This is a genomic window from Bacteroides sp. M10 (assembly GCF_014334015.1).
Taxonomy (GTDB): domain Bacteria; phylum Bacteroidota; class Bacteroidia; order Bacteroidales; family Bacteroidaceae; genus Bacteroides; species Bacteroides intestinigallinarum.
Genome location: NZ_CP060488.1, coordinates 401,824 through 427,964, shown reverse-complemented (window position 1 = coordinate 427,964; position 26,141 = coordinate 401,824). Strand labels below are relative to the sequence as shown.

Here is a 26,141-nt window from a genome sequence, read left to right as displayed (position 1 = left end):
AGCACACAGTATGTGTATATTGCAGAGAGACAGTAATATACATGAAATATGGATTATAGATGTAGGATTTTTTATCATATTTCTATATTATGAGATTCATATTTTGCCGGGCATTGATCTGTATTCACGTATGCTTCCGTCATTCGTATTCCCTTCGTAATTCGATTTCACTTTACCAAACCGATACGCAAAGTTTATGGTAAAGAATCGTCCATAATAATTAGTCCATGTATTTTGAATGTAGTTGGAATACATTTGACTACTGAATGTTCGGTGACTATTTAATAAATCGTATGCGGCAATACTAATGTCTCCTTTACGATTTAACACTTTGCATCCGATATTCAAGTTTAGGGTGTGATTGCGGTTAATCTCTTTGTTTATTCCATAATCACGGCTAAAAATGAAAAGATAATGACTGCTTAAATAGAAATGTTTGCATATTTGGCTGATATCTACTGTTGTTCCCGCTGTCTGATAGAATGTTTTCCCTGTATAATTTTCAGTATTGATACTATGTATATATCGAGTATTGGTACTGACCGTTATTTTTAGTTTTTTAGTTAGATTACATAGTAGCGAATGTTCGAGCGATGGATCATAGGTACGCGTTGTAGTCTTATTTTCCCCTATGTAATATGGATTATGTTCATAGTTGAGTCCGGCAGATAAGGTATATTTAGATTTTATACTACGTATAGGAGCTTGCCATATCAGTTTGCCTTTTATATCCCAATATCCCTCTACGTTTTCAAAACTAATTAGGGAGCTGTGAGCTGGTGCTGTGTATCGTAATTCCGGTAGATAAGTTTCTGTATTATAATAGGTGGTCTTCGCTACAGGAGAGTGTTGGCGGATTGTAGTGTTGATAGCTACACCTAGGGTGTGGTTATGTTTTCCCAGCATACGGCTGTAATTGAAGAGGAATGAATGTAGATATGATTGTTTTAAGTTAGGATTTCCACTGCGCAGCATATAGGGATTACTGTTGTCTATTTGCGGACGCAACTGTACTATGTTTGGCACAAGGTTGTGCAGCATATAAGTGGTATTCCATGAATTTGTTATATCTGAATATACAAGAGAAAGCTTAACGGTTGGAGAAATGAATGTTTTTTGGTAGTTGTCTATGTCTTTTTCTTTTCGGTTAAGTGTACTTTCCTTAAGTCCTGCGGAGATGTCACAACTTGTTTTCTCATAGGGAGAAAAGTGCAATGACACTTCCTGCTTTTGTATCAAGTTGTTCACTTTATAGCTATATGTATTGGCTTCGTCCGTTTGTGGTTCTGTCGGGTTTAACATATTCCAGGCGAATTGGTGTTTCCATCCGTTTTCGTATTTAACGGAATAGTCTAAAGAGAGTTGGCTTTCTGTTTCTGGATTCAGTATATACATTAGCTGAACATTGCCGTTCCACTCCGTATTGCGGAGCTTTGATGGAATAGTCAGATATGTTTGTGTTATCGAACTTTCCAAAGTGTCTACCCGTAATGAATGATCGTTCCCTTTATTTATATCTATAGAGCTTTCTAATGTGTATCCGAATCTGTCAGTAATCCCATTGGTATAACTGATTCTTTCCATCACGTGGAAGCTTTTGTTTAGATTACCGTAATGCATCAGGCTTTTCGATGCTTGAAGATTATTTACTTCATTGTATATGTAAAGCGATTGCCAATCTTTGTTGTTGTTATATGTTATCAGTTGGTTCCAATGGAGTGCTCCCCATTTATCGTTTGAATTAGAGAAAGATAATTCGGAATAGTGATTCTGTTTTCTATCACTGTTGCTGTTTTGTTCTTCATAAAGGCGCTGCTGATAATTGTTGTCGGGAAAATAAAGTTGTTCAGATCGTGTATCTGTATTATCGCGATCATAACCGAAAGTGTAGAATGCCGTAAACCCACCGTATGTCCCATTTTCAGTATTCCATGAGCGTTCCATAGCTAAATCAGCATAAGTTGTTTCGTTGAAAGTACTTTCAGGATTGGAGATGGAAAGAACATCTTTAATATTGTTTGATTTCCGGTTGATATTATTGTGAAAAGCATTCCCAGTAAGTAAAAAATTCTCAGAGAAGAAATTGGCAGTGAGTCCGAGTCCTTTACGGAACTTCCCTCTGCTATTCTCTGAATCCAGATTACTACCTGCACTGGCCAATAGATGTGCTTTCCACGAGCTGATAAGCTTGCTTTTAGTCTCAATATTAAGCACTCTGGTGAGGTCTCCCCTATACATTAGTTTTTTTGTTTTCGTATTTTCATATTCGTCATAAGCCTTGATTTTTAATACGTCAGTTGCAGAAAGATTCTTAAGTGCTGCCATAGGGTCACTTCCGAATATTAGTTTGCCGTCTATATAAGTTTTGGTCACTTGTTTTCCCATTATCTGGACGGAGTGCTCATCGGTCTCTGCTCCTGGAAGTTGCTCCACAATATTCATGGCGACATCTCCTTCTTGTACGTTGACTGCCTTAGGGTTGAATATTAGCGTGTCACCATTTTGGGTCACAATGGGGATTCTGCCCTTGATGGTGACTTCTTCCAGTTGGATGGATTCATCCAAAATATCTATGTAAAGATTAGGATTCTTTCCTGCTATTATATTTAGTTCTTTTTCAATTTTTCTACATCCCATGGCAGTCACAATAAGTTTCGCTTTCCCTGTTTTTATAGGTTTGAAACGGAATGTTCCATTTACACTTGTTGTTTTCAATGTATCTTTTGCATAGATTAAAAAAATATTGGCACCATCTAATGACGTATTAAATCCACTTTCTTGTTTGTGCATGATAAATCCTGATAATTCATTTGTCTTATCCTGAGCATTCATGAGTAAGGCTATGAATAATAATAAAATATTAATTGTTGTTTTTTTCATGTTTTAATTTGATAAAAGTTTAGTGATAGCTTGATGGTTATTTATTTGAAATTGTCACCTGATCTTCCTCTAAGAAGAAATTTACAACCTTTCGGCTTCCAACTCTTTCTTGCTTTACTACATATCCTAAATAACTTGCTTGGAGAATTTTTTTGTCGGAATTAGATAATTTTATGCTATATTGTCCATCAATATCAGTTATGGTGCCATTAGAACTGCCGACTTCAATAACACTTGCACCTATTAGCACTTCATTTGTCTTTTTATCATAAACAACTCCTCGGATTTCTTGACCAAATATGCTTGTGGGAGAGATGGGGGATTGAAGTTTATTACTTTTGAAAAACTCTAAATTTTTATTGTCTTTTCCCTTAATTATTGGGGAAGAGACGGATTCTTGTGCAAATGTATACATTGTTGCTGTAAGTACAAATATAAAAAAAATAATATGTTTCATAATATGAATTTTTAAAATTGTTATATATTTTGTTATCACTAAACTTTTTATTTCAAGTAAATATCATGAATGCAGGGAGAATGGTTAGATTACCCGGTCAATCATCGTTATCAAATAGTCGCACTTTCCACGCTCAATATCATTACTAGCTATAGAACGAGCCTGTATCAAATAGCGGCGTGCACTTTTCAGTTTCTCATAGCAAATAGCTTCGATATCCGTACCAGCATAGAAATTAACAGCAGTCATAGGTTCCATGCCAGATTGTTCTTCTGTTGCAGATATAGCGGTAAAAATCGTTTGCAGTTCTAATGCTTGTAACTTAGGATTAGTTTGCTCATTGAGAGCAATCGAAGCTGCGCCTGTTGATACAGCTTTGTCAATAGCCTTTAATGTCGGACACATTCCTTTTAAAGAACTGATATATACAGACAGTTGTGCAATCATTGGAGCACTTAAAGGTTTCCCATTTAAAGTTTCTTTGAATAATTGTTTCTCTATATCATTCAAATATGCTTCTTGGGTATAAGGTTTAGTTGATTTCTCTACACTCAATCCCATACGCATCAAACGAAACATCAAAGACATCATTGGGTACCCGTTATTGTAAATCCATGTTGACATATCAGGATTGACACCACCTAAACGCAAAAAATCCTTATTAGAGTCCAGCCAGCTTAAATCATAGAAGGTACTGAATATCTTTTGTAAGACTTTCCTTTGCATATCTGCCGATACCGGTTGATATGAAGGTACATTGCTTTTTTCGTTGGCTTCATTGATATAAATACCTCCGATATAAGAAGATACTGGTGACAATGTTTTATTGATTAATTCAATAATCACAAAATCAGGAAATAGTTCCCGGTAATCATTGGGGATATTATCGTCGTGAAACCAGGCAGGACTATTTTTAACTACATATTTCACACGAGCAATTTGTGCATCTAAAGAGGCTATCGGATCATTACCTAAATCATAGTTTTGGCAACGCGGGTCTGTAGCATGAGCTGGTGAACGCTTTCCATAGAAATAGCGTGGATCTCCATCGTGTTCCATAGCCCATTTCTTCAATATGTCTGATTCATTTTCACTGATGGCAGCATACAGATATTTGAGCGTAAATGCGTCACATACACCCGGTTTGTCGACAATCAATACCACTCCTTTTTCTTTATCACCGGGCTGTGCCAGATAATTGTATAATACGTTGTCCATGACTGAAGCTGTGATACCATATTTTTGAGTAAATTCAGGAGAACGTAGTTCTTCAGGGGAGTATGCTGCAGAACCAGCTAAATTAGTTGCCAATCCTAAACTTAGGCCAAATGCTTTTAACATACGTGCTGTCAGATTCTCACAGATTACCTCATCAGCAATGTAATAAGTCCGGAAGCGCGGATCGACCTCTGCCATTTGGTATACTCCATTACGGCGTACGCTGACGGCAAGGTCACGTGGTACTCCTATCTTGGTACTTAAAATTTCTCCAGTGCGTAAGTCTGTGACATTGTATGCGGTAACTTCCGAGTTGTTGTTATTCAGAAAAGCAATCGTATTTATCATTGGGTTATTAGCACGAAAAGTTGAATCTTTCTCATACGGTTTTATTATGATTGGTTTTCCTATTCCTAAGTCTTCAAATATTATATTCCATTCATCTGCACTTTTTTGGATGGCTTTTACCCAGCTATCCTGAATTAGAGTATCAATGTAGAAGACAACAGGTTGTTGCGTCGTTATATTACGACGTGTTACATAATATCCTTTCTTGAAACGTTTTTCATTACGATAGTCTGTGTATGAGATATACCCTGTTCCTACGCGTGGGTTGGCTTCGCGGGTGTTCATCTTTTCTTTCGATAGTAGGGCTAATGTTGTTTGTACTGACATTGTTAATTCCGGTTGTTCTTTGGAGACAAAGCCCATGATGCTGATGCTCAACTTTGCAGTACAGTTTTGAGTGATGCTGATGCAATTGTCGAATGCGTCTGCAGAATCCACAAAAGATGTTTTACTTTGGGGAGAAGCACTTACAATTGTGAGCATACCTCCATAACTGCGTCCACTAAGATTTAGCACATCTTTATTGGAACAAGAGAAATAGGAAGTGGCATTAAATACAACAGCTGTTGAATCGCTGGTGTATCCTTCAATTGGAAATGCTTTGTAAATAGCATTACTGCGAGATAAAGCAAAAGCCGCTTCTTGATTATCGTCCTGTTCGTTGAGGCGAACATTGTATTTCGGATCTCGGAATAATATTAATGAATCGGTTTTATCAATAATCAGATACCTACTTTGAGCAGCTTTTGTGCCTGCCATCGAAATATCACTTGCAGTAGTGATGGCAGAGTTTACTAAAAAATCCCGTCCCATTAATTCAACTGGTAGTTCCAGATAAATCTTATCCTCGTACTGGTGAACTGTAATTGTCCCTTTATTGACTGTATGTTTCTTCTTATCTTTGAAAAGCTTGTCGTAGACACTCTTTTTTTTCTTTTGAACACTGTCAGTCTGTTGTTCAGTTTTTGCTTTTCCTTTTTTCTTCTTGGAGCGGGCATTGGCTTCATTTGTTGATCCGATAATCAGCAAAAGTGCTATTAACCATAAAAATAGTTTTTTCATCTTTTGTCCCTCCCTTATTTTAAGTTGATGTCGAGCATCTTTAATAATAATTCATAGTGAGCTTTCGTCTTCCCTGATGCACTGGCTGCCTTTTGTTTCATCAGTTGTTTGGCTTTAGCTATATATGCGTATACATCTGCTTGTGTAACTTTGGCCGTCATAGAAAAACGGTTCAATGGTTTCCATTCAAAACCTGCTACAGGGTTGTGCATTGCATTTGCTTTGAGAGCATGTCCCTGGCAACAAGTATATCCGAATTGGCGGTGATTGATGTCAAGTAGTTTTTCTCCGGCTAATGCTTTTCCGGCTCCTTTGATTGTGAACCCGGCAGTCTGCATCATCATGTATATATATTGTTTCTGAAGATTCATCTGGGATTCTGTTAATGTATGTCCGGAAATAGTCGGTTTCCAAACAAAATTGTATATCATGTTGAAAGCCTCGGCAGCAGTAAATGAATCTTTCTCTAATCCTTCGTATTGTGATACCTGAAAAGGTACAGGCAGTATATATCTCAACATGAAGTTTTGAATAGTTTGTTTAGGGGAACCGGAAACCGGAAATTTAGTTAATAAGTTTTTGTTGTCAAGCCAATCCAGATCATTATAAATTTCGAATAGGTAATTCAGGGCTTCTTTTTGTTGTGCCTTCGGAATTTGTGCAAAACGTGGCATTGTGTCCCCTTCTTTAACTTCGTTGACAAAATAGCCACCTACATTGCCTGCTACATGGGTAACGTACATTGCAAGTTGTTCTACGATACCAATAAATAAATCTTCACGGTATTCGTATGTATCGTCACCTTCGGAAATCCAATTTTCCAAATTATTCATGATATACTTAAGGTTCTTGATGCCATATCGAGTTGCTTTCATAGAGTTGTCACCAATATCTTCTGTTTGTGAACGGGGATCAACAACTCCATATACTTGTTGTTTTCCATATCGGTACACAGGATTTTCTTTAATGGCATCAGTGATCCATTTGCTTGTTATAACTGCTTCTTCGTCTGCAGTATTAACATTGAATACTGGAGTATATGTCCATTTAATGAGGTATTTGTCGTATTCACCAAAGCGGGGAGGAGTCAATTTTACACCACGCTCTTTATCGCCGGGTTGTGCTACGTAATTGAAGCGGGCATAATCCATAATGGAAGGAGTAGTGCCATACTTCTGCGTGAATTCCGGTGAACGTAAAGAATCTACCGGGAAAGTGGAAGAAGCTCCCATATTATGCATAAACCCTAAACAGTGACCGATTTCGTGTGAAAGTACATAGCGTAATGCGTCTCCAACCATTTCATCCGGAATATTGACAGTACGTACATCCTTATCGGCTTGTGCTGTTTGCACGAACAACCAGTTACTGATAAGTTTGATAACATTATGATATAAATATACGGAGGCATTCAAGATTTCTCCGCTTCGTGGGTCTACCCATGATGGTCCCATAGCATTCTCAATGCTTGATGGAGCATAGCGAACACATGAATATTTGATATTGTCTGGATCGAATTCCGGATCATCAGTCGGGAAATCTTTGGCTGCTACAACATCTTTGAATCCAATCTGCTCGAATAATTCATTCCATTGGGTGACTCCTTCCCGCAGATATGGTTTCCATTTTTCCGGAAAAGTGTTATCGATGTAGAAAACAATCTGTTTAGTGGGTTTCACTTTCTCACCACGTAGGTAGGCAGCAGTGTCAGACGGTTGTATATCCCATCGATTGGCATAGTAAACGGGTGCGGTCGTTTTAGCTCCTTCGCCTAGTTGTTCGCGTCCGGTAAAGAATACACCGATACGGTAATCTGCCATACGTGGACGGTAAGGCTTTTCTTTCAACAGCATGATAGAACGTGTCATTTCTGCGGTGAATGGACGGTCTTTTATGAGTGATGCCCCTTGTGAATTGCTGACAGAGAATGTATATGACAGACAGCTTTTAATAGAAACATTATCTTTGAAAGCCTTGATTTGTGAAATGTAAGAGCAGTCGGATTGATAATTCTCTGTACGATTGTACATTCCATAGATTGAATTACGATCGAATGGACTCATTTTTTTGTTGTCGCTTAAGAAAACTCCGGTCATATCGAATACGATAGCAGTTGAGTCATTATTATATGCCTGAATTTTCTGGTTACTAATAATTGCTCCTAGTGTACTTTTGCGTAAAGCTTCATCAATTTGTGTGCTACCAGTAATATAATCAGTATTTACCTGACGTAACTGTACATGTGTTTTATTTCGTGTAAACATGACATGGAGTAGATCGGTTGGTTTGGAACCGACCACGGCATTACCATTATCAGAGATGCTGGTAACAGTGGAGCCAATAAGCATATCTTTATTGATTAAATCCACAGGAAGTTCAAAATATACTTTTCCATCCAGCAGATGGAGAGTAATCAGCCCCTTAGCTGTTTCATGCTTTTTCTTAAATAGTTTATCATATTCACTTTCCTTTTTTGTAGGAGTTGTTTGTTCCGTTTTTGCCTTCTTTTTTTTCCAGAAGAATGGAAATTTACGCTGTGCGTCAATGGTGGTAGACGAAGCTACCACCATTGCTGCAAGTAAGAGGATTTTTTTTCTCATATCAGTTCTTTAATGTATTTTTATGAAATTAGATTAATATCCTGTTGTCGTTACATCTAGAATTTTGCCAAAACCATCATAGGTTTTGGCTTTGGAAGGGTCGAGTGTGCCACTAGCAACTTGTGTAATTGGGATAATGTGTACCTTTCCTTCATATTCGCTTGATTGTGTAGTAACAATGATAGCTTTATTATTCCATTCGGTTTGAGGGACAGTAGGATTATCTCCGACAATTAAATTACAATTGTAATTATATAGTCCTTGTTGATACATTTTGGCTTTCGTAATAATTTCTCCGGATTGTGGAGTATATTTAGCTGTTGTCGAAACAGTGGCAGTACTACCAGCCCCGTAATTTATGGTGTAGATACCATCAGTAGTAGTTACATATAATAATAGATTTCTGTTTGAAAAGAATATAGATATTGCTTTATCTAGCAGTGCGGTTCCTTCCGATGGAATCGTATATTTATTTCTGGCAGATGCAGGTTGACTGGGTGAAGTGACTATCCAGTTATCTCCATCATAATGGCCTTCTTCTCCAATGTATCTACTAAAAGTGTAAATAGAATATGTTCCGTTCGTATCATCTTTCATGAGAAATACGATTTGGCTCATATCTTCAAATACAACAGCTGAAATTGCTGTTTGATTGGGTAATTTGTTCGGATCAAAATTATTATTAGCATCAAAGCTTTTCACTTGCATAAATTGTCCGGAGCCATTACAAGTAATAAATGAAGCACGTTCTTTATCATAAAATGTTAGATGTTGCTGGTCGGCTCCAGATAAAGAATTAGATACATGTCCAGTATTGGGACTATATGCTATTACGTTATTGTTTACTTTATATGAACTTAATGCCCCAGCAGGACCACTAAATCTGTTTACTGTTGATGAAGCTAGAGTATACAAATTGTTGGAAGTATTAATATAAAAATTGCTGTGGCTTTGAAAAGCCGATAATACTTGCAATCCGTTGGGTTTGTCAATGATGAGAGACTGATCCTCGAATTGACCATTTTGTGTATAATCAAGACAATTAAAACGCGCTAATGTTGCATCACCTAAAATAGCCCAGACCTGATTTGTTTGAATAGATGAACCATATCCCATCACTTCATAAACAAGTGTTTGCATTAGACCATTAAAAGGCTGTCCATTAAGCGATGTTAATATCTTTCGAAAGATTTGTTCGTCCTTATTATAATTCACGGTAAATGCTTGATTGTTTATAAGAGTTAGATCTGATGTTGTACCATTTTGTGTGTCACTGATTAATAATCCATCAAGAAAAGTGCTTTGTACATATATTTTCCAGTATTTAGTATATTGCAGATTATCATGAACAGTATCTGTTATAGTTAATAATAGAGTGTATGGTGAGGTAGATACCGGACGTTCTACGATATAGTTTAATTGAGGATCTGTACTGATAATTTCATATTCAAAATTATAGGAAGAAGAGGATGTGACAGGAGTTTCTGTTAAAGCCCATTCATAAGTTAATGCATTTGTATTGGTACCTTCGGCAATTTGAATGTCAGGTGTCAATGTTAATTCTTCCATGCTTCCTACATAAAGTTCACTCTGTTTCTCTGTAAAAGTAATATTGCCTATATTGTTAGTTGCTAATGTACTACTATCGTCATAGCAAGAATATAAACTGAGTAGACATAGCAATAGAGGACTAATAAATATATATTTTTTCATACTTCTTTATTTTATGTTAATATTTACGAGCTTCAATTGGTTGACCCAATAAGGTACCTGCATCATGTAATAGTGGTGTGTCATGTGTGCTATTATATTCTTCTATGTATTTTCCTAGTTGAGTTGCAAAACTAGAATAGCTTTGTTCAACATTTAATAGAATATAGTGAGGTAGATACTTATAATTGGCCTGCGTGAAATATCTTTTATATGCAGCCGGATATTCGGGATGTGCATCCGGATTATCCCAATCATTCCAGTTGAAAGCAGCTATTATGGTTTTAAGTGCATTAGGGCTGTAATAGCTAATACTAGAAGACGAAAAAGATAATGGGCTTTGTATTAACATATTATATGTTATTCTAGTATATGTGTTAGGAGGAGTGGGTATTGAATTACTCCATGACAAAGCTGCATTTAAATATAGTGAGGGACCTTTTTCTAATTCGTCAGAAGATTGAATAGATATTCGTAGTTCATACGTCTTATCTCCAGTTACATTATATAATTTAATCCTTATATATCCTTCGTTATGATTGGCGGGGATTATTCCTTCCATTAGCTCATAGGATCCTTCTGTTGCTGTACTCTTTTCTGTATCTATTGTATAGTTGACAGTTCTGTCTTTATCACTAGTATTACCAATTAGTATTACAGGTATATCATATATCACATATTCATCCAAAGGATTGGAGACGAATGAATAACTTTGATATACTATTCCATCGCCACCATATCCATCATTGATTTTATTGCTGAAACGTACAGCGTCATTTTCGCTGTTATAATAGGGAATGGTTTCGTTCTCACAACTGAAAAAGATGCCAATTACTATTATTCCGATTATATAATTTATTTTTTTCATCATATTCTGTAGTTTATTTAACTTATTGAACTCGTCCGGATTGGATTTCAAACTCTGGATAAGGAAGTACATATTGTGCGTCCCCCATGTCTTCTGTATAGTTAGGAATGGTTTTAGTTCCAGTTCTTTTATAGTAGTAAAACATAACTCCTTCTGACAGGAATTCCTTATGATATTCTTTTTGAATTTCTACTAAAATTTGTTCGGCATCTAAATCCTCCAAAGGTGTGTATAATCCTCTTTTTTCACGCACAGTGTTCAAACAGTTAAGAGCGAGTGACAGATTGGGATTATTTTGTTTGACATAACATTCTGCCGCGATATAGTAGATTTCAGGAATACGAATCATGGATATTTTGTTCTTGTAATCATTAGCAAGATCAGATTGATAAACTTTCAATGGTGTATATCCTGTGTTTTGGGCGTTAGTGTTTGGCTCCATTAATGTTGTTAAGCGTATATCCGTTGCAGAATTTTCGTATAAACTCATAGCATCTGTTGTGAGTAAATACATAGGTGTGTTTTCACTGTCGAGATAATATGGTTTGATATAATTAACAATTCGTGAAGCAACGTCAGACACATTTAATCCAAAAATATTCTCACGACTCATAGAAGTACAAGATTTGTTGACTGTTTCTGGAGTCAGGAAATTGCAATAAGTATACATTTCATTGATTGCAATATTATTTTCTAATGCTGTGATGATTTCATTAGCTGCTGATAACGCATTGACGATATCTTCATTTTTTCCTCTCCATAAATATACTCGTGCCTGTAATGCCTTTACAGCATAGTAGTTCATACGGAGAGTACGCTCATTAAAAAAGCCTTCTTCGTTATATTCTTGGTAGAAAGAAGCAGCTTTGGTTTTAGTAATAGGATCGTAGTCTTTCAGTAAAGCAGCTGCTTCATTTAAATCGTTTAGTAGTAATTTGATTGTTTCTGCACCACTATATTGGGGAGCTGGGTCCTTGGAAACTTCGGTAGCATAAGGTATGGTTCGTTTCTCATCAAGCTCTGTATCTCGTTGACTCCAGTTACCATAACCATAAAGTCGTAATAGATCAAAATGTATATAAGCTCGAATGGCTAATAATTCTCCTTTAGTAGTGGTGCGATAAAAATCTCACCATCGTTATTAAAATATTAATATTTAATCAAATACAAGCGTTCATTGATTTTTTGATTTGAAAATGATTTATTAGTCTTGTTGTTCCAAGTCATCAAGATTATGAATCAGGGTAAATATGTGTTCTCCCAAATTATCGAGTTTATACCGCGCTACCAATTCGATAAACTTGTGCGCCAATATAAAGGAGACTGGCACGTCAAGAGTCTCAACAGTTACAATCACCTACTTTATCTGCTTTTCGGGCAGTTGACAGGCTGTGACTCCCTTCGAGACATCTGCTTATGCCTGGAAGTCCACTCCAAGATACTTTATCATCTCGGTTTTCGTAAGACAGTAAACCACACATCGTTGTCGCGAGCTAACGAGAAGCGGGATTATCGTATATTTGAAGGTCTTGGCATCTGCCTCATGGAAATAGTAAGACCCATGTACTCAAAGATGAAGCTATCCGAAATAACCATAGACAATGTAATCTATGCATTAGACTCCACGACTATATCCACCAGCATAAAACTTGCCGCTTGGGCTTTAGGCAAATACAGCAAAGGGGCTGTCAAGATGCACACACTGCTTGATTTGCGGGGTAGCATCCCTACCAATATCCATATAACCGATGGCAAATGGCATGACAGTAACGAACTGGATGTACTCATTCCTGAACCGTATGCTTTTTATGTCATGGACAAGGCTTATGTTGATTTTGAGGCGCTCTTCAGGTTTCATCAAGCTCAATCGTTCTGGGTTTCTCGCCCCAAGGAGAACATGAAGTTCAAGACTATTGAGCAGATGGAAACCCCGGATGCAGAGTCAGGCATCATCGAAGATGCACGTATCAGAGTGACTGGTTATAAATCGAGTAAACTATATCCTGAGGATATGAGGTTCGTTCGTGTTTATGACCCTGTCAATGACACCATTGTAGATTTTATATCCAATAACTTTGAAGTCAGCGCATTGGAGATAACAAACATTTACCGCCATAGATGGGATATTGAAGTATTCTTCAAATGGATTAAGCAGAACATTGTCGTCAAGACTCTTTGGGGGTATTCCGAAAATGCTGTCAAAGTCCATCTTTGGGTTGCCATCATATCCTATCTGATTGTTGCACGAATCAAGACTGAGTATAACAGTCCTTATTCTATCACAGAAGTGGCGACCCTCATACGAATATCTGCTTTGGAGAAAACAGAGTTATGCACTCTGGTAGTCAAACAAGACGTATCAATCATTTCAAACCAAAATGTCAAAGAACTCTCCTTATTTGAGGATATTTAAAACCCGTGCGATTTTATCGCACCAGTAGTAATTCTCCTTTAATAATATGGTAGTTGAGGTCGTCAAGTATTTCTTTCTTTTCTTCTATATTGGCTAGTTCGTCATTAACATTGACTATCACATTATACGCTTTCTCCCAGATCTCTTCAACTGTCGGAGTTGTGTAAGTATTTGTATAATTGAAAGATTGTAGCCAATACGCTAAACCTATATTTGTTGAATTTACATAAGGATTGAATTGGTGTGCCATAATTTCTGTTGCAAACCAAGAGAGGTTTGTACCATAGAGTGCATCATCAGTCATTCCGATATAACAACCTATTAGAGATTGTTGAAAGCCGGTAACAGAACTAAAATGATCATCTTTGCGTATTTCTGATGGTGCGGTTACATCAAACCAGTCACTACAAGAGCTAGTGATAAGGCTTGTCATATAAATGAGGATAATATATATATACTTTTTCATATTGAATAATTTAGAATGTTGCAGTTAATGAGAATGACATTGTTCGTGCAAATGGATAGTTTAATCCTCGTTCTACTTTTATTGATGAAAATGTTGTGATGTCGTTCATATTGAATGCTAGCCGTAGACGTTGCATATATAATTTTTGGTAGATAGAACGTGGAAATTCATAATAAGCACTAATGGCCGAGATAGATAACTCACGGCGGTCTTGTACAAAACGAGTTGTTGCACGAGTTGTTGTTGCAGAATCAAACTTCTTATATTGTGTTTGTTGACCGTATGTAGTCCATCGCCCTTCCAATAGACGTCTGTCTACATTATAGTCAATATCTGCGTTTTCTACTCGGTCTACTAATGTGGAATTATAAAATTGACAACCTGCTAAGTAGCTGAGTGTTGCGCTAATTCCGATTCCTTTATATTCAGCTGTAAATCCTCCTGTGCCGCGGTATTTAGGACTGGAATCACCGGCTGGAACCATATCATTTGAAGAGTAAACATAAGTATAGCTTCCATCTTTTTTAATATATACTTCTTGTCCTGTTTGAGGATCAATTCCAGCAGAGGGCACTGCCCATATTGTATTCATTGACATTCCGTCTTGATACATCAATACAGGGGCAGACTGATTTGCTTCTTCTGCCATTTTCTGCATTTTTTCATTATATGCGCGCATGCTGTCGGATAAACGAATAATTTTGTTTTTGTTATAAACAAAAGTACCATATAGATTGACGAAACCTTCTGGTCCTTGCCATATAGTATAATTTGCATTGAGCTCAATACCCGAGTTACGTACTAGTCCTAGATTGTCTTTTATACTGCTGAACCCAGTGGAAGTAGGGATGCTTACATCGGTTAGCATATTTTTTGTATCAGCAGAATAGTAATCAAATTTTAGTGTAAGCCCGGCAACTCTTATATCTGCGCCCACATTATAATCTTTTTTTTGTTCCCATTTTAATTTTGAGTTAGGAAGGTTATTCAAGTAGGCTCCTGTCATAGGATTTGTTGTTCCTCCATAGGTGATTCCTGAATAATATTGATAAGTAGCTATGGCTGCACTAGTATTGAAATTTTGGTTTCCTGTCAATCCGACAGAGGCACGTAATTTCAGTTGTTTGATCCAAGATATATCTTTCATAAATACTTCGTTGTGTAAATTCCAGCCTAACCCGAATGACCAGCTATTAGCCCATCGGTTATCCGAACCATATAAGGAAGAGGCACTCTCACGTATGGTTGCATCTGCTAAGTATCTGTTGTCATAATCGTAAGATGCAGCTAATAAAAAGCTTGCTTCACGATTAATAGATGAGCTTCCTTTAGGGGTTGTTCCAGCCAAATATTGTTTGGCAAATGTTATGTCTGCATTACTGGAGTTTGAAAAACCTTCGGCCGTATGTTGGTAAGCTGAATATTGATCCTCTGATAAAAAGAAACCAGCATTGGCAAAGATTGTATGTTTCTTGATCATTTTGTTATAATTTATATTGAAGTCTCCAGACAGCGAACTCGATTTCCCATTTTCCATTATATACTGCCCACGGCGTATTATTTCATCCTGTGAGGTGTAAGTAGCAAACATGGAATGTTGGGCTGGATAGAAATCATCCGAATTATTTCGTTTTTGTGAAACTCCCAAACGTATAGTTGCTTTCCAATCAGGGTGAAATAACCATTCTGTATAAAAGTTGTTGGTGAATTCTAGGTAACTACTGGTGAAACTGGTACCGATAGTGGCATCATATAATGGATTTGCCACTTTTAAATCATCATTGTACTCTGCCCAACGTAGTACTTTCCCATTCTCATCAGTTGCTTGCCAATAAGGATTCATTTTACTATAATCGCTGAATGAACCATATGGAGAGTCATTACTGTTATTAGATATTATTGAGAATATATTTCTAAATATAATATTGTTACGACGATAAGAAATATTGGCATTGCCTGAAATATTACGTCGGTCGGATCCCTTCATGACACCTGCAATCTGATTGTATGTGAAATCAAGTACGGCACGCAAACTTTGTGAATCTCCGACTTCGATATTGAGATTATGTTTATGTCCAATTCCTGTATGGAGTGGCTTGGCTAACCAGTATGTATCTAATCCTTGTAAGGCCATTTGTTTGCGTGTGTTGTATAACTGATTAAGTTTGATTTGAGTATCTAAATTTGCATTTCTATATACTCCATCTAAACGTTCTGCTTCAAGTTTTTCCAGTGCATTACATAAATTATAGCTTGTCAAATCGGGCATTTCAAACGAAAGACTTCCATTATAAGTGATACGTTGTTCATTTCCTGCCAACCGTTTGGTTTCAATAACAATAACACCATTGGCAGCTTTTGAACCATATAATGCTTTAGCAGAGGCATCTTTTAAGATTGTGATACTTTCAATGCGATTCATATCCATATCCATCACAGTTTCGGCAGTTGTTTCAAAACCATCAAGAATGAATAAGGGTTGATTAGGTTGATTTTGATAGTTGCTTTTTAATGAATTTGTCTCTGTTGTTGGAAAGCTGGAGGTACCACGCATGGACATTGTTGGAGTTGTATTAGGATCGGACCCCATGCTGAAATTATCTGAGATGTATAACGTAGGGTCTAAGTTCTTCAAACTTTGAAAAACATTCTGATTTCCGACACGCATCAGATCTTTGCTTGAAATAGTAGTTGCTGCCCCAGTAAAACTTTCCGCTTTACGAGTATAAATACCAGTAACGATAACTTCATCTAATTTAGTATCACTCTTTAGAGTAATATTTTTCCGTACATCATTCCGACCACTATTAATCATCACTTGTTGAGTAGACATTCCGATATATGAAAAGGTGATAGTACATGTTGTATTAGTTGGAATCTCTATACTGTATTTACCATTATTGTCAGTTATAGCAAATCGTTGAAGATCACTAATTACAACATTAACACCGGGTAAGGGGTATCCTTCTTCATCTGATACAATACCGGTTGCGGAGCGTTTATCTCCTTGTTGTTCTGCTTTAGAGATGGTAACAATATCTCTTTCCATGCTATAGGTGAGTCCTGTGCCATTAAGAACAGTGCGTAGTACGCTATCCACAGTTTCATCTTTTACATGGATGGTGATGGGTTTCAGTGACTTTGTCTGCTCTGTGTTGTAGACAAAGCTTAATCCGGTTTGTTGTCTTAAAGCATCGAAAAAATCTTTGACAGTGACAGATTCCAGATTTAAAGTTACTTTTTTGCCACTTTTAGGAATGGCAAACATCATTGTGGGTAATAGTAATAATACTATTACTAGAGAAAGTATTCGGACTCTTTCTCTACTTTTTGTCTTTCTCATTCTTTCTTCTTGTTTAATTAGTAATTAATTGTCTGTGATTAAAATCTCTCTTCCTTTTATCTTTATTTGTAAATTCGTAGTACGTGCTATTGCTTTTAATATGGGGCTGATTGTGGCATATCGGTCCATGTTTCCTGTAAATCGAAGTTGTTTAAGTTCGGAAGTGCCAAAGGAAATGTCTACATTATACCAATGTTCTAAGATCTCAACAATATTCTCCAAAGTGCGATTCTCAAAGATGAGTCGTCCTTCATTCCATGCTATATAGGGAGTTAGATCTACATTATGTATTGATATATTGCTGTTCTTTTGCTCAATATGGGCTAATTGTCCAGGTTTAATGAATTGTTCTTGGCTGCTTTTTGTGGGTATAATACTAATGCTTCCTTTTACTAATGCAACTTCTGTACGTTCGGGGCTAAAAGTGTTAACGTTAAATTCTGTGCCATACTGTTTTATTGTTCCATGGTCGGTGATAACATAGAAAGGACGAGTATCTTGGGCAACTTTAAAATAGGCTTCTCCTTTAAGATAAACCATACGTTTCGTCTGACTGAATTTTATTGGATATCGTAATTTTGTATTATAGTTAAGATGTACGGTTGTTCCATCTTCAAAGGTTACTCTGAACTCATTACCTTGTTCTGTGGTTAACGTATTATTTTCTATAACTTCGCTCCGTTGTTTCAGAATACTATCTATATTTGTATTAGGTGTTGTCGGATAGATAAGAGCACCGTTCTGTGCTATAGCAGTTGTGGAATGATTAACTTTAACTGGTGTTGGATATGTTGGGGTAAGTGATTGCTTGTTGTTGCCAGCTAAAATCAAAGTAGCTTTAGGAATTCCTGGCTGAATTGCATCACCCAAAGTTAGATTGTCTGATACTTGTATTTCGGAAGAAGTGTAAAAATACCATCCCCCTGCTGCTATTATTATAGGTAATATAAAGATAGCTGCATATTTCAGAAAAATTGATGTGATTGATACTTGGCAATATTTTTTCTTAAAACGTTTCCATGCCTGATGTGAATTTATTTGTGTATATGCTTCGTAGCGTTTACGAAAAGACATATTTGTGCATAAATGGTTGAAAAACTCTTCATGTTGTGGAGAGTTTTTGATCCAATTGTCAAGCTGTTCCTTTTCGGGATCAGTAAGATCACCGAGTAGATATTTGGCTATTAATTTTTCTGCATCTACCTTTATCTTCATATATCTGTTGTCTTATCATTTGTTAATAAGACAACATGAAGATTAAAAAGAGGTACAAACTTTCTAAAAAAGATTATTTTGATTATGAAAAAAACTTGGAACTATACAAAATGTCACATAAAGGGAGCAAGAAGTAGCATGTACCCATCTGTTCTTTGATAGATTGTATAGCCCTTTTCTTTTGTGTCTTTACAGTTTCGATCGAAATTCCTAGTGCGGTAGCTATTTCTTCATTTTTTTTCCCATCCATGTGCAATAGGAATATTTCCCGGCAGCGTGTTGGTAAATTATCGATAGCGCGAAAAAGTAACCGGTATATTTCTTCTTCATTGGTATCTTCTTCTTCTGTGATTTCTCGATAAGTGCTTGCCAAACGTTCAAGATAAAGAGATTCTACATTTTGATGTTTTAGATAATTGAGAGAAGCATTCCGTATAGAGTTATAGAGATAAGTCCGGAAAGAAGGTAATGATAAGAATCTCATTTTCTTTTCCCACATAGTTGCGAAAAGATCCTGTACAATATCTTCTGCTGCTTGTTGGGAAGAGAGAAAATTAATAGCATACAACACCAATGCCTTATAATATTCATTATAAAGTTGATGATAAGCAGTTGGGTGTTGCTCATTTATACCTTTTATAAAGGAACTTTTCTCTTCGTTCATAGTGAAATATTATATTGATTCTCTGTTTATGCAGCAAAAGTATAAAATATCTAGGATAAAAGAAGTCTTTCAAACTTTATACTGTTTGTGAATGCATCTTTTTTTCTTAGTTCGTACAAAATAATAATATTGTAATTATAGAAAAATAGTCCTTTGCCATTTTACAAAGTGTAATTCTTGGTATCTGCTTGATTTAGGTTGTAACTTCGTTTTTTATTTGGGATAGTATAATTGCTAAAAACGTTACTCTGTTCTGAAACTTTAGAGAATCAATGCATTATAGTCTCTCTAAAAATCTTTATATTTGCAGACCGTTTGAAAATGATAGTGAATAATAACAATACAATAACTTAAAAACAACCAAAATCAGATGAAGCAGGATATGATTGTTATCCTTGACTTGGGTAGTCATGAGAATACGGTATTGGCTCGCGCCATCCGTGCATTAGGAGTTTATAGTGAGATTTACCCTCACGATATCACAGTAGAAGAACTGAAAGCATTGCCCAATGTAAAGGGTATTATTATCAATGGTGGCCCGAATAATGTAATCGATGGCGTTGCTATTGATATAAATCCGGCTATCTATACTTTGGGAATTCCTGTCATGGCTGCAGGGCATGATAAAGCAACTTGTGAAGTGAAGTTGGCAGAATTTACAGATGATATTGAGGCTATAAAGGCTGCAGTAAAGTCTTTTGTTTTCGATACTTGTAAAGCTGAAGCTAACTGGAACATGAAGAACTTTGTCAATGACCAGATAGAATTGATTAAGCGTCAGGTGGGCGATAAGAAAGTATTGTTAGCCCTGTCGGGTGGAGTTGATAGCTCTGTAGTAGCTGCTTTACTTCTGAAAGCTATTGGTAACAATCTGGTATGCGTACATGTTAATCATGGTTTGATGCGTAAGGGAGAGTCTGAAGATGTGGTTGAGGTATTCAGCAACCAGTTGAAGGCAAATCTTGTGTATGTAGATGTAACCGATCGTTTCCTGAATAAGTTGGCTGGTGTAGAAGATCCGGAGCAGAAACGTAAAATTATTGGTGGCGAGTTTATTCGTGTGTTCGAAGAAGAAGCGCGTAAGTTGGACGGTATTGATTTCTTAGGTCAAGGTACTATTTATCCGGATATTGTGGAAAGTGGAACGAAAACTGCTAAAATGGTGAAATCTCACCATAATGTAGGTGGTTTGCCCGAAGATTTAAAATTCCAACTTGTAGAACCATTGCGCCAATTATTTAAAGATGAAGTTCGTGCTTGTGGTTTGGAGTTAGGTTTGCCTTATGAAATGGTTTACCGTCAACCGTTCCCTGGACCTGGTTTAGGTGTACGTTGTTTAGGTGCTATTACACGTGATCGTTTGGAGGCAGTGCGTGAATCCGATGCCATTCTGCGTGAAGAGTTCCAACTTGCCGGACTGGATAAAAAAGTATGGCAATACTTTACAGTAGTGCCTGATTTTAAATCCGTGGGTGTACGTGACAATGCTCGTTCTTTTGATTGGCCGGTTATTATTCGCGCTGTCAATACGGTAGATGCTATGACAGCTACTATTGAGCCGATTGATTGGCCTATCCTGATGAGGATAACAGACCGTATTCTGAAAGAAGTGAAGAATGTAAATCGCGTTTGTTATGATATGTCGCCGAAACCTAATGCGACTATAGAATGGGAATAGAAAAACTTTTTAAATGATATTTCGATAGCCTCAATTTTTTGTAAGTTGAGGCTATTTTTATTGTTCAACGTTGGCTTCTGGTAGAAATGTAATTGAAGATTTCACAATGATTTCGCGAAGAGATAAAAAGAAAAAGGCACCCAGAAGTGGAAGCCTCCCAAATGCCTTATTCTTATCAAGTAGCGGGACCCGCTACAAAACCTAATAAACAAAAGAAAATAAAAGATAGTATATGTCTGATAATCAATGGAAAATGATTTTTGAATTTTCCTTTGTTGCCCTTATTTTTCATCTATTTTCGCTCTTTTGGCTACCCTTTGGCTACCCGGATAGAAAATAATATGTATCTTTGCAAATAAAGGAAACTAAAAGCAATTTAAATACTTATAAAGCATGGCAGCAAAGAAAGCGATAAGGTCTGATAATACTTATATGATAAGCACGGACGATACGGATAATCCGAAATTAGGGGCAAAGATACTCTCTGACGGTCGAGAAAGCCTGTTTCTTGATTATTATTTGGGGTATATAATGATATATGATGAGTCGAAAGATAAGACAGTAGCCAAGAAAGACAGAAAGAGAGAGACTTTAAAACTTTATCTTTGGCAAGCTCCAAGAACTCCACTTGAAAGACAGCAAAATAAAGAAATATTAGAACTGGCAAAAAAGATTCGGTTTGAACGCAGTCAAGAATTGTTAGAAAACATTACCGGATACAGGTTGAGGAAAGAGCGAAAGGTTAATTTTCTTGATTATTTTCAAGCATATAACGACCGATATACAAAGAAAGATGTCCGAATGATGAAAGGCGTATTAGCCCGTTTTATTGACTTCCTGAAAATAGAATACCCACAGTATAGCACATACCTTAAGCCCGAACAAATAACAAAAGACATGGTATCTCTTTTTGTAGAATACTTGCAGAGTAGGAGCAAGGGCGAGGGCGCATTAGATTATTATAGCAAATTTAAAAAGGTTATCAATTACGCGGTAGATAACGACGTAATAGCAAAGAACCCGTGTAAAGGTGTTGTTTGTAAGTGCGATAAACAAGTATTAAGAAAGGATGTTCTTTCATTGGATGAAATGCAATCTTTGATAAGTACGCATTATGATAACGAAAACCCCGAAATTAGGCGGGCGTTTATATTCTGTTTATACACTGGTATTCGTTTTTGTGATGTGCAGGATTTGAAATACTCGAATGTGGACTATTCAAATAAAATCCTTAGTTTTGAGCAGAATAAGACAAAGGGACATAGTGCAAATAGTGGGGTTGTAATTCCTTTAAGTGATGATTTGTTGCAGTTGATAGGAGAACCGGATACGGAACAATACGAAAAAGAGACTATTTTCAGATTGCCGAGTGCTACAATGTGTCTTAAAGCGCTAAGGCGTTGGACTAAGCGGGCGGGGATAACCAAACATATAACTTGGCATTGCGCCCGCCATTCCTTTGCGGTGAATATCCTGAACAATGGGGCTAATATTAAAACCGTTGCAAGTTTGTTGGGACATAGCGGATTAAAACACACGGAGAAATACACGCGCGCCGTTGACAGCTTGAAAGAAGCTGCTATAAATAGTTTACCGAAACTTAAGCTATAATATTATGCTAGATTCCTATATCAAAATAGATGATATAAAGAAGCTGTTAGATGAAACCGCCTCTATAAATGGACTGATTAAGAAAAGCGACTTTCAAAAGGCTATAAGTCTATTAAAAGAATACAAGAGACCACAACCCGGGAAGGTGGGGAATAGGATTAATAAAGCTAGGGAAATAATTGCTAATATTATAAAATATCAAAATAGTGTAGCGACCGGAGAGATTACAAGCGATATTATGAAAGAGGCTTTATCCGGGGTAGGTGATAAGGTTCATACTGTAAGATATATAAAAATATACATAGATAAAAGAATTGGGGATGCAGAAAAAGGAAGAAGCGCGATAGGTAACACTTTAAAACTAGCGTCAATACTCGGTATATCAGTCCCAACCGTACATAAGTGGATGAAAAATAATATAATAATTCGACATATTCCGCATGAGGTTTGGTATTTTATATGTGCTAATAAAGAGTTTAGAGGTCGCCTTTATGTGCCTTATTATTATGATTTAGAAGAAATAAAAAACAACTTAAAGCGTTATAAATAAATGGATTGCGATATATTGTAATCTTATTTGTTTATGAAAAAGGAATGTATTTAAACAAATGTATGTGAGTGAAAGCATGATAAATACACAATGCTATATTTTAATTGTTTGATAATTAGTGAAATATGTGATTGTCTCATTTGCTGATTCATTTATTTGTCGAAAAAGTCAATTAATTAATCAATACTAAAATTACACATAGCTTTCTAAACAAAGTATCTTGCTTTTAATTTCTCTTTTATATCTTTGTCATGTAATTACAGCCAAATATAAGGCGTGCACGCCTATTAATGAACCCAAATAAAACATTAGTAGGACATGACAACAGAGGAAAGATTATCAAATTTAGAAAAGGCTATTTTATTAGCCGGATTAGGAACAAAGGAAATATTAACTTTTGATGAGGCGTGCGTATTTATGGGCGTAACGCGTTCACATCTTTATAAGCTAACGTCTGGCGGGAAAGTGATACACTATAAGCCAAACGGGAAAATGATTTATTTCAAACGTGATGAGCTATCCGCATGGCTTTTACAGAATCGCGTGTCTACATCGGAAGAAATCGCGATGAAGGCGACTACCCACACAATGAATCACCGGGCGAGAGTATAACAACCACACGTATTTTATTCAATGATCGACGGCTTTAAAACAAGTAGTCTAGCCCTTGATGTGCACCAATTAGCCAACAAACTAGGTGTTGATATAAGCCCTAAAGCGGTTTATATCAACATTGAGGGGCTGATATTTGGTTTCACTGACAGAGTAGACGTAACTACGGGAGAAATCCGCAAATTATGTAATTTACACGGAAGCCTACATAAGTACGCTAACGGCGGTTTGCATAATGCCGATTCTTTCCGGCTGTCTGACTTGTGCCGTGTGTTTACTGAATTGCAAAAAGTCTACGGGATTAATTCGGATATTACGCGGCTTTATAGCGTCGAATTTGGTGTAAATTTAAAACTGCCCTATGATCCGCAACGAATATTGAAAGCAATAAGAATGTATAAGGGCTATTCATTTACCCCAATAGGAAAGATAGGGCTTATCTACGAAGCCGATTCGTATAAGCTAAAAATATACGATAAGGGAAAACAGTGCGGCGTACTGGGCTTTGATAGTATTCTACGTATTGAGATAAGCGCAACAAATACATATTTAAAGAAAAAGCATATTTATACGCCAATGTTGGGCGACTTGCTTAGTGCTGATGTTTGGGAAAGATTCGAGGCTCTTTTGCTCGATACGTTGGAAGATGTTGTAATTGTTGAGGCTGTACCATTGGAAGGATTAAGCAAGAAAGAACGAGATTTATTTGCGTTATTTCTTGGTGATGATTGGCAAGCATTTGACAAGGTTAAACGATGCAGGATGAAAAAGAAGTTTATTGCATTAGCCGAACGGATCGGAGCTACACAGATAAAAGAGAATTTAAAAAATCTCATTTCAATAGAATGTAAGTATCTGCGAGACATGGATAACGAAAAATGCAACCGAAACGGCGTTTTTGCAAAGGAGATTACCGATAATAAAGTAAATGAATACAACAATATCCAACAGGAACGAAATGCTAAAAGTGAAACCGAAACGGTGTTTTTGTATGCCTCATCAAATAGTGAAAAGTGCAACCAAAACGGAATTAAGATAAAGGGCGTTTCGGTTGCATTTTCATCACCGGAAAACGAACCACCACCAAACGCCAACAACCCGCCTTTATTCAATGCGAAAAAGTACGACACCTATTTAAACACCGGAAAATGTAGAGGAAAACCGCCCGATCCGGCTGAACTCAACACAGGATGAGGCTTTATAACAATGATAAAACGAATACTAACACATAACACATTAAAACTATGGATGCAATAAAGAAAGCCGAACGGCGCAAAGCAATGGGAGAAACAAAGAAAGTTCCGGTACGTATTGACCCGAAGCAATGGGAACGACTCGACGAAATCCGCAAAAAGTTCAAGTTTAAAAGCAATTACGAAATCATGCAGTATATTTTATCCTGCTTCCTTCGTGTTGCCGATCCTGCCAATGATGTAGAGATTGAACCAGTACCGGAAGAAATAGAAATGATGTTCGGCGATTTGTCAAACTCTGAACGACATTTTGAATATGTGAAGCCGAAACGCTCCATGAATAACGATTCTTTAAACAACAGTAAACACAATTTAAAATCAAATTAATTATGAACGAGATTACTATTTTCAAAAACGAGAGATTCGGAGAAGTAAGAACCGCAACAAGTGAAAGCGGAGAACCTTTATTTGCGGCTGTAGATGTGGCGCGAGCATTGGGATACGCGAATACTAGGGACGCAATTAGTAAGCATTGCAAAGGGGTAGTAAAGCGCGACGGGGTCGCCCGCACAACAAATCAACATGGCAAAACGACCAATCAAGTTTTAGAAATGTCATTCATCAATGAGAGCGACGTTATCAGATTAATAATGCGATCCAAATTACCGGATGCAGAATTATTTCAAGATTGGGTATGTGAGGACGTTTTGCCAAGTATCCGTAAACACGGCGCATATATGATGCCCGATACGATCATGCAGATGTTCCAAAACCCGGACGCCCTAATACAACTACTATCCACCCTAAAGAATGAGCAGGAACAAAATGCTTTACTCCGTGCGCAAAGCGAAGCGATGCAACCGAAAGCGGAGTATTTCGATACGGTGTTACGTTCGTCTAAGTTAATCGCAACTAATGTAATCGCCGCCGAATTAGGGATAAGTGCCCGAAAATTAAACAGTTTCCTGTGTGGGTCTGGAATACAATACAAACAGGGTGATTTATATTTTCTCTATTCTGATATTCGAGGAAAAGGATTAGAAGGCTATAAGACATTCACCCGCACCGACCCAGATACAGGCGAAACCAAAACAGCAAAGCACATGTATTGGACGGAAAAAGGAGCTTTTTTCATTATTAATTTATATCAAGGAACGACATATAAACTACTGAACTAAAGATGGATAACAATAAATTTTATCACCCCCAACGGTCACCCCCACCCGAAAAAAATATCCCGCGTGTAAATAGAT

General features: G+C 36.9%; 19 protein-coding genes. 8 read left to right on the top strand and 11 right to left on the bottom strand.

Annotated features, from left to right (window positions below):
* Positions 1-96 precede the first annotated feature (96 nt).
* From H8796_RS01845 to H8796_RS01815, 7 genes are all read right to left on the bottom strand, one after another.
* The gene (locus H8796_RS01845) at positions 97-2,880 is read right to left on the bottom strand and encodes an outer membrane beta-barrel protein (RefSeq protein WP_117937882.1); all 2,784 of its coding nucleotides are present in this window, start codon (positions 2,878-2,880) and stop codon (positions 97-99) included.
* Positions 2,881-2,917: 37 nt separating this feature from the next.
* Complete coding sequence (locus H8796_RS01840) at positions 2,918-3,337, bottom strand: carboxypeptidase-like regulatory domain-containing protein (protein ID WP_117937880.1); 420 nt, start codon at positions 3,335-3,337, stop codon at positions 2,918-2,920.
* 84 nt (positions 3,338-3,421) lie between these two features.
* A complete protein-coding gene (locus H8796_RS01835) occupies positions 3,422-5,965 on the bottom strand; it encodes a zinc-dependent metalloprotease (protein ID WP_117937878.1) in 2,544 nt (847 codons plus the stop codon).
* A gap of 14 nt (positions 5,966-5,979) precedes the next feature.
* Positions 5,980-8,565, bottom strand: coding sequence for a zinc-dependent metalloprotease (locus tag H8796_RS01830; RefSeq protein ID WP_117937876.1), 2,586 nt, complete (start codon positions 8,563-8,565; stop codon positions 5,980-5,982).
* A 33-nt stretch (positions 8,566-8,598) separates the two neighbouring features.
* Complete coding sequence (locus H8796_RS01825) at positions 8,599-10,278, bottom strand: PKD-like family lipoprotein (protein WP_117937874.1); 1,680 nt, start codon at positions 10,276-10,278, stop codon at positions 8,599-8,601.
* 16 nt (positions 10,279-10,294) lie between these two features.
* Positions 10,295-11,146, bottom strand: a complete 852-nt coding sequence (locus H8796_RS01820; protein WP_233530416.1) for a DUF4843 domain-containing protein — start codon at positions 11,144-11,146, stop codon at positions 10,295-10,297.
* A 19-nt stretch (positions 11,147-11,165) separates the two neighbouring features.
* On the bottom strand, positions 11,166-11,948 hold the full coding sequence (locus H8796_RS01815; protein WP_255502123.1) for a RagB/SusD family nutrient uptake outer membrane protein: 783 nt from the start codon (positions 11,946-11,948) through the stop codon (positions 11,166-11,168).
* A gap of 429 nt (positions 11,949-12,377) precedes the next feature.
* On the opposite strand from H8796_RS01815, the gene H8796_RS01810 reads away from it, so the two are divergent.
* Entirely contained in the window at positions 12,378-13,556 is a 1,179-nt protein-coding gene (locus H8796_RS01810) for an IS4 family transposase (protein ID WP_117938164.1), read from the top strand.
* A gap of 13 nt (positions 13,557-13,569) precedes the next feature.
* On the opposite strand, the gene H8796_RS01805 is transcribed toward H8796_RS01810, so the two are convergent.
* From H8796_RS01805 to H8796_RS01790, 4 genes are all read right to left on the bottom strand, one after another.
* On the bottom strand, positions 13,570-14,022 hold the full coding sequence (locus H8796_RS01805; protein ID WP_255502122.1) for a hypothetical protein: 453 nt from the start codon (positions 14,020-14,022) through the stop codon (positions 13,570-13,572).
* A 10-nt stretch (positions 14,023-14,032) separates the two neighbouring features.
* Entirely contained in the window at positions 14,033-17,365 is a 3,333-nt protein-coding gene (locus tag H8796_RS01800; RefSeq protein WP_117937870.1) for a SusC/RagA family TonB-linked outer membrane protein, read from the bottom strand.
* A gap of 24 nt (positions 17,366-17,389) precedes the next feature.
* Entirely contained in the window at positions 17,390-18,580 is a 1,191-nt protein-coding gene (locus H8796_RS01795; RefSeq protein ID WP_187343919.1) for a FecR family protein, read from the bottom strand.
* Positions 18,581-18,662: 82 nt separating this feature from the next.
* Complete coding sequence (locus tag H8796_RS01790) at positions 18,663-19,244, bottom strand: RNA polymerase sigma-70 factor (RefSeq protein WP_004326452.1); 582 nt, start codon at positions 19,242-19,244, stop codon at positions 18,663-18,665.
* Positions 19,245-19,614: 370 nt separating this feature from the next.
* Here H8796_RS01790 and guaA point away from each other — a divergent pair, with 370 nt between their 5' ends.
* From guaA to H8796_RS01755, 7 genes are all read left to right on the top strand, one after another.
* On the top strand, positions 19,615-20,922 hold the full coding sequence (gene guaA / locus H8796_RS01785) for a glutamine-hydrolyzing GMP synthase (RefSeq protein WP_117937866.1): 1,308 nt from the start codon (positions 19,615-19,617) through the stop codon (positions 20,920-20,922).
* A gap of 393 nt (positions 20,923-21,315) precedes the next feature.
* Complete coding sequence (locus tag H8796_RS01780) at positions 21,316-22,533, top strand: site-specific integrase (protein ID WP_187343918.1); 1,218 nt, start codon at positions 21,316-21,318, stop codon at positions 22,531-22,533.
* Between the two features lie 4 nt (positions 22,534-22,537).
* Positions 22,538-23,083, top strand: coding sequence for a hypothetical protein (locus tag H8796_RS01775; RefSeq protein ID WP_117937864.1), 546 nt, complete (start codon positions 22,538-22,540; stop codon positions 23,081-23,083).
* 318 nt (positions 23,084-23,401) lie between these two features.
* A complete protein-coding gene (locus tag H8796_RS01770; protein WP_117937862.1) occupies positions 23,402-23,695 on the top strand; it encodes a helix-turn-helix domain-containing protein in 294 nt (97 codons plus the stop codon).
* Positions 23,696-23,716: 21 nt separating this feature from the next.
* Positions 23,717-24,889 carry a hypothetical protein gene (locus H8796_RS01765; RefSeq protein ID WP_117937860.1) on the top strand — a complete coding sequence of 391 codons (1,173 nt, stop codon included), beginning with the start codon at positions 23,717-23,719 and terminating at the stop codon, positions 24,887-24,889.
* 50 nt (positions 24,890-24,939) lie between these two features.
* Complete coding sequence (locus H8796_RS01760) at positions 24,940-25,275, top strand: hypothetical protein (protein WP_117937858.1); 336 nt, start codon at positions 24,940-24,942, stop codon at positions 25,273-25,275.
* A gap of 2 nt (positions 25,276-25,277) precedes the next feature.
* The gene (locus H8796_RS01755; RefSeq protein WP_117937856.1) at positions 25,278-26,066 is read left to right on the top strand and encodes a phage antirepressor KilAC domain-containing protein; all 789 of its coding nucleotides are present in this window, start codon (positions 25,278-25,280) and stop codon (positions 26,064-26,066) included.
* Positions 26,067-26,141 lie beyond the last annotated feature (75 nt).

Excerpts from the sequence above, each read along its gene's own strand:
- H8796_RS01790 (WP_004326452.1), bottom strand. The coding sequence starts at position 19,244 with ATGAACGAAGAGAAAAGTTCCTTTATAAAAGGTATAAATGAGCAACAC.
- H8796_RS01780 (WP_187343918.1), top strand. The coding sequence starts at position 21,316 with ATGGCAGCAAAGAAAGCGATAAGGTCTGATAATACTTATATGATAAGC.
- H8796_RS01765 (WP_117937860.1), top strand. The coding sequence starts at position 23,717 with ATGATCGACGGCTTTAAAACAAGTAGTCTAGCCCTTGATGTGCACCAA.
- H8796_RS01755 (WP_117937856.1), top strand. The coding sequence starts at position 25,278 with ATGAACGAGATTACTATTTTCAAAAACGAGAGATTCGGAGAAGTAAGA.
- H8796_RS01775 (WP_117937864.1), top strand. The coding sequence starts at position 22,538 with ATGCTAGATTCCTATATCAAAATAGATGATATAAAGAAGCTGTTAGAT.
- H8796_RS01835 (WP_117937878.1), bottom strand. The coding sequence starts at position 5,965 with ATGAAAAAACTATTTTTATGGTTAATAGCACTTTTGCTGATTATCGGA.
- H8796_RS01820 (WP_233530416.1), bottom strand. The coding sequence starts at position 11,146 with ATGATGAAAAAAATAAATTATATAATCGGAATAATAGTAATTGGCATC.
- H8796_RS01805 (WP_255502122.1), bottom strand. The coding sequence starts at position 14,022 with ATGAAAAAGTATATATATATTATCCTCATTTATATGACAAGCCTTATC.
- guaA (WP_117937866.1), top strand. The coding sequence starts at position 19,615 with ATGAAGCAGGATATGATTGTTATCCTTGACTTGGGTAGTCATGAGAAT.
- H8796_RS01825 (WP_117937874.1), bottom strand. The coding sequence starts at position 10,278 with ATGAAAAAATATATATTTATTAGTCCTCTATTGCTATGTCTACTCAGT.
- H8796_RS01845 (WP_117937882.1), bottom strand. The coding sequence starts at position 2,880 with ATGAAAAAAACAACAATTAATATTTTATTATTATTCATAGCCTTACTC.
- H8796_RS01840 (WP_117937880.1), bottom strand. The coding sequence starts at position 3,337 with ATGAAACATATTATTTTTTTTATATTTGTACTTACAGCAACAATGTAT.
- H8796_RS01770 (WP_117937862.1), top strand. The coding sequence starts at position 23,402 with ATGACAACAGAGGAAAGATTATCAAATTTAGAAAAGGCTATTTTATTA.
- H8796_RS01760 (WP_117937858.1), top strand. The coding sequence starts at position 24,940 with ATGGATGCAATAAAGAAAGCCGAACGGCGCAAAGCAATGGGAGAAACA.
- H8796_RS01815 (WP_255502123.1), bottom strand. The coding sequence starts at position 11,948 with ATGAACTACTATGCTGTAAAGGCATTACAGGCACGAGTATATTTATGG.
- H8796_RS01810 (WP_117938164.1), top strand. The coding sequence starts at position 12,378 with ATGAATCAGGGTAAATATGTGTTCTCCCAAATTATCGAGTTTATACCG.
- H8796_RS01830 (WP_117937876.1), bottom strand. The coding sequence starts at position 8,565 with ATGAGAAAAAAAATCCTCTTACTTGCAGCAATGGTGGTAGCTTCGTCT.
- H8796_RS01795 (WP_187343919.1), bottom strand. The coding sequence starts at position 18,580 with ATGAAGATAAAGGTAGATGCAGAAAAATTAATAGCCAAATATCTACTC.
- H8796_RS01800 (WP_117937870.1), bottom strand. The coding sequence starts at position 17,365 with ATGAGAAAGACAAAAAGTAGAGAAAGAGTCCGAATACTTTCTCTAGTA.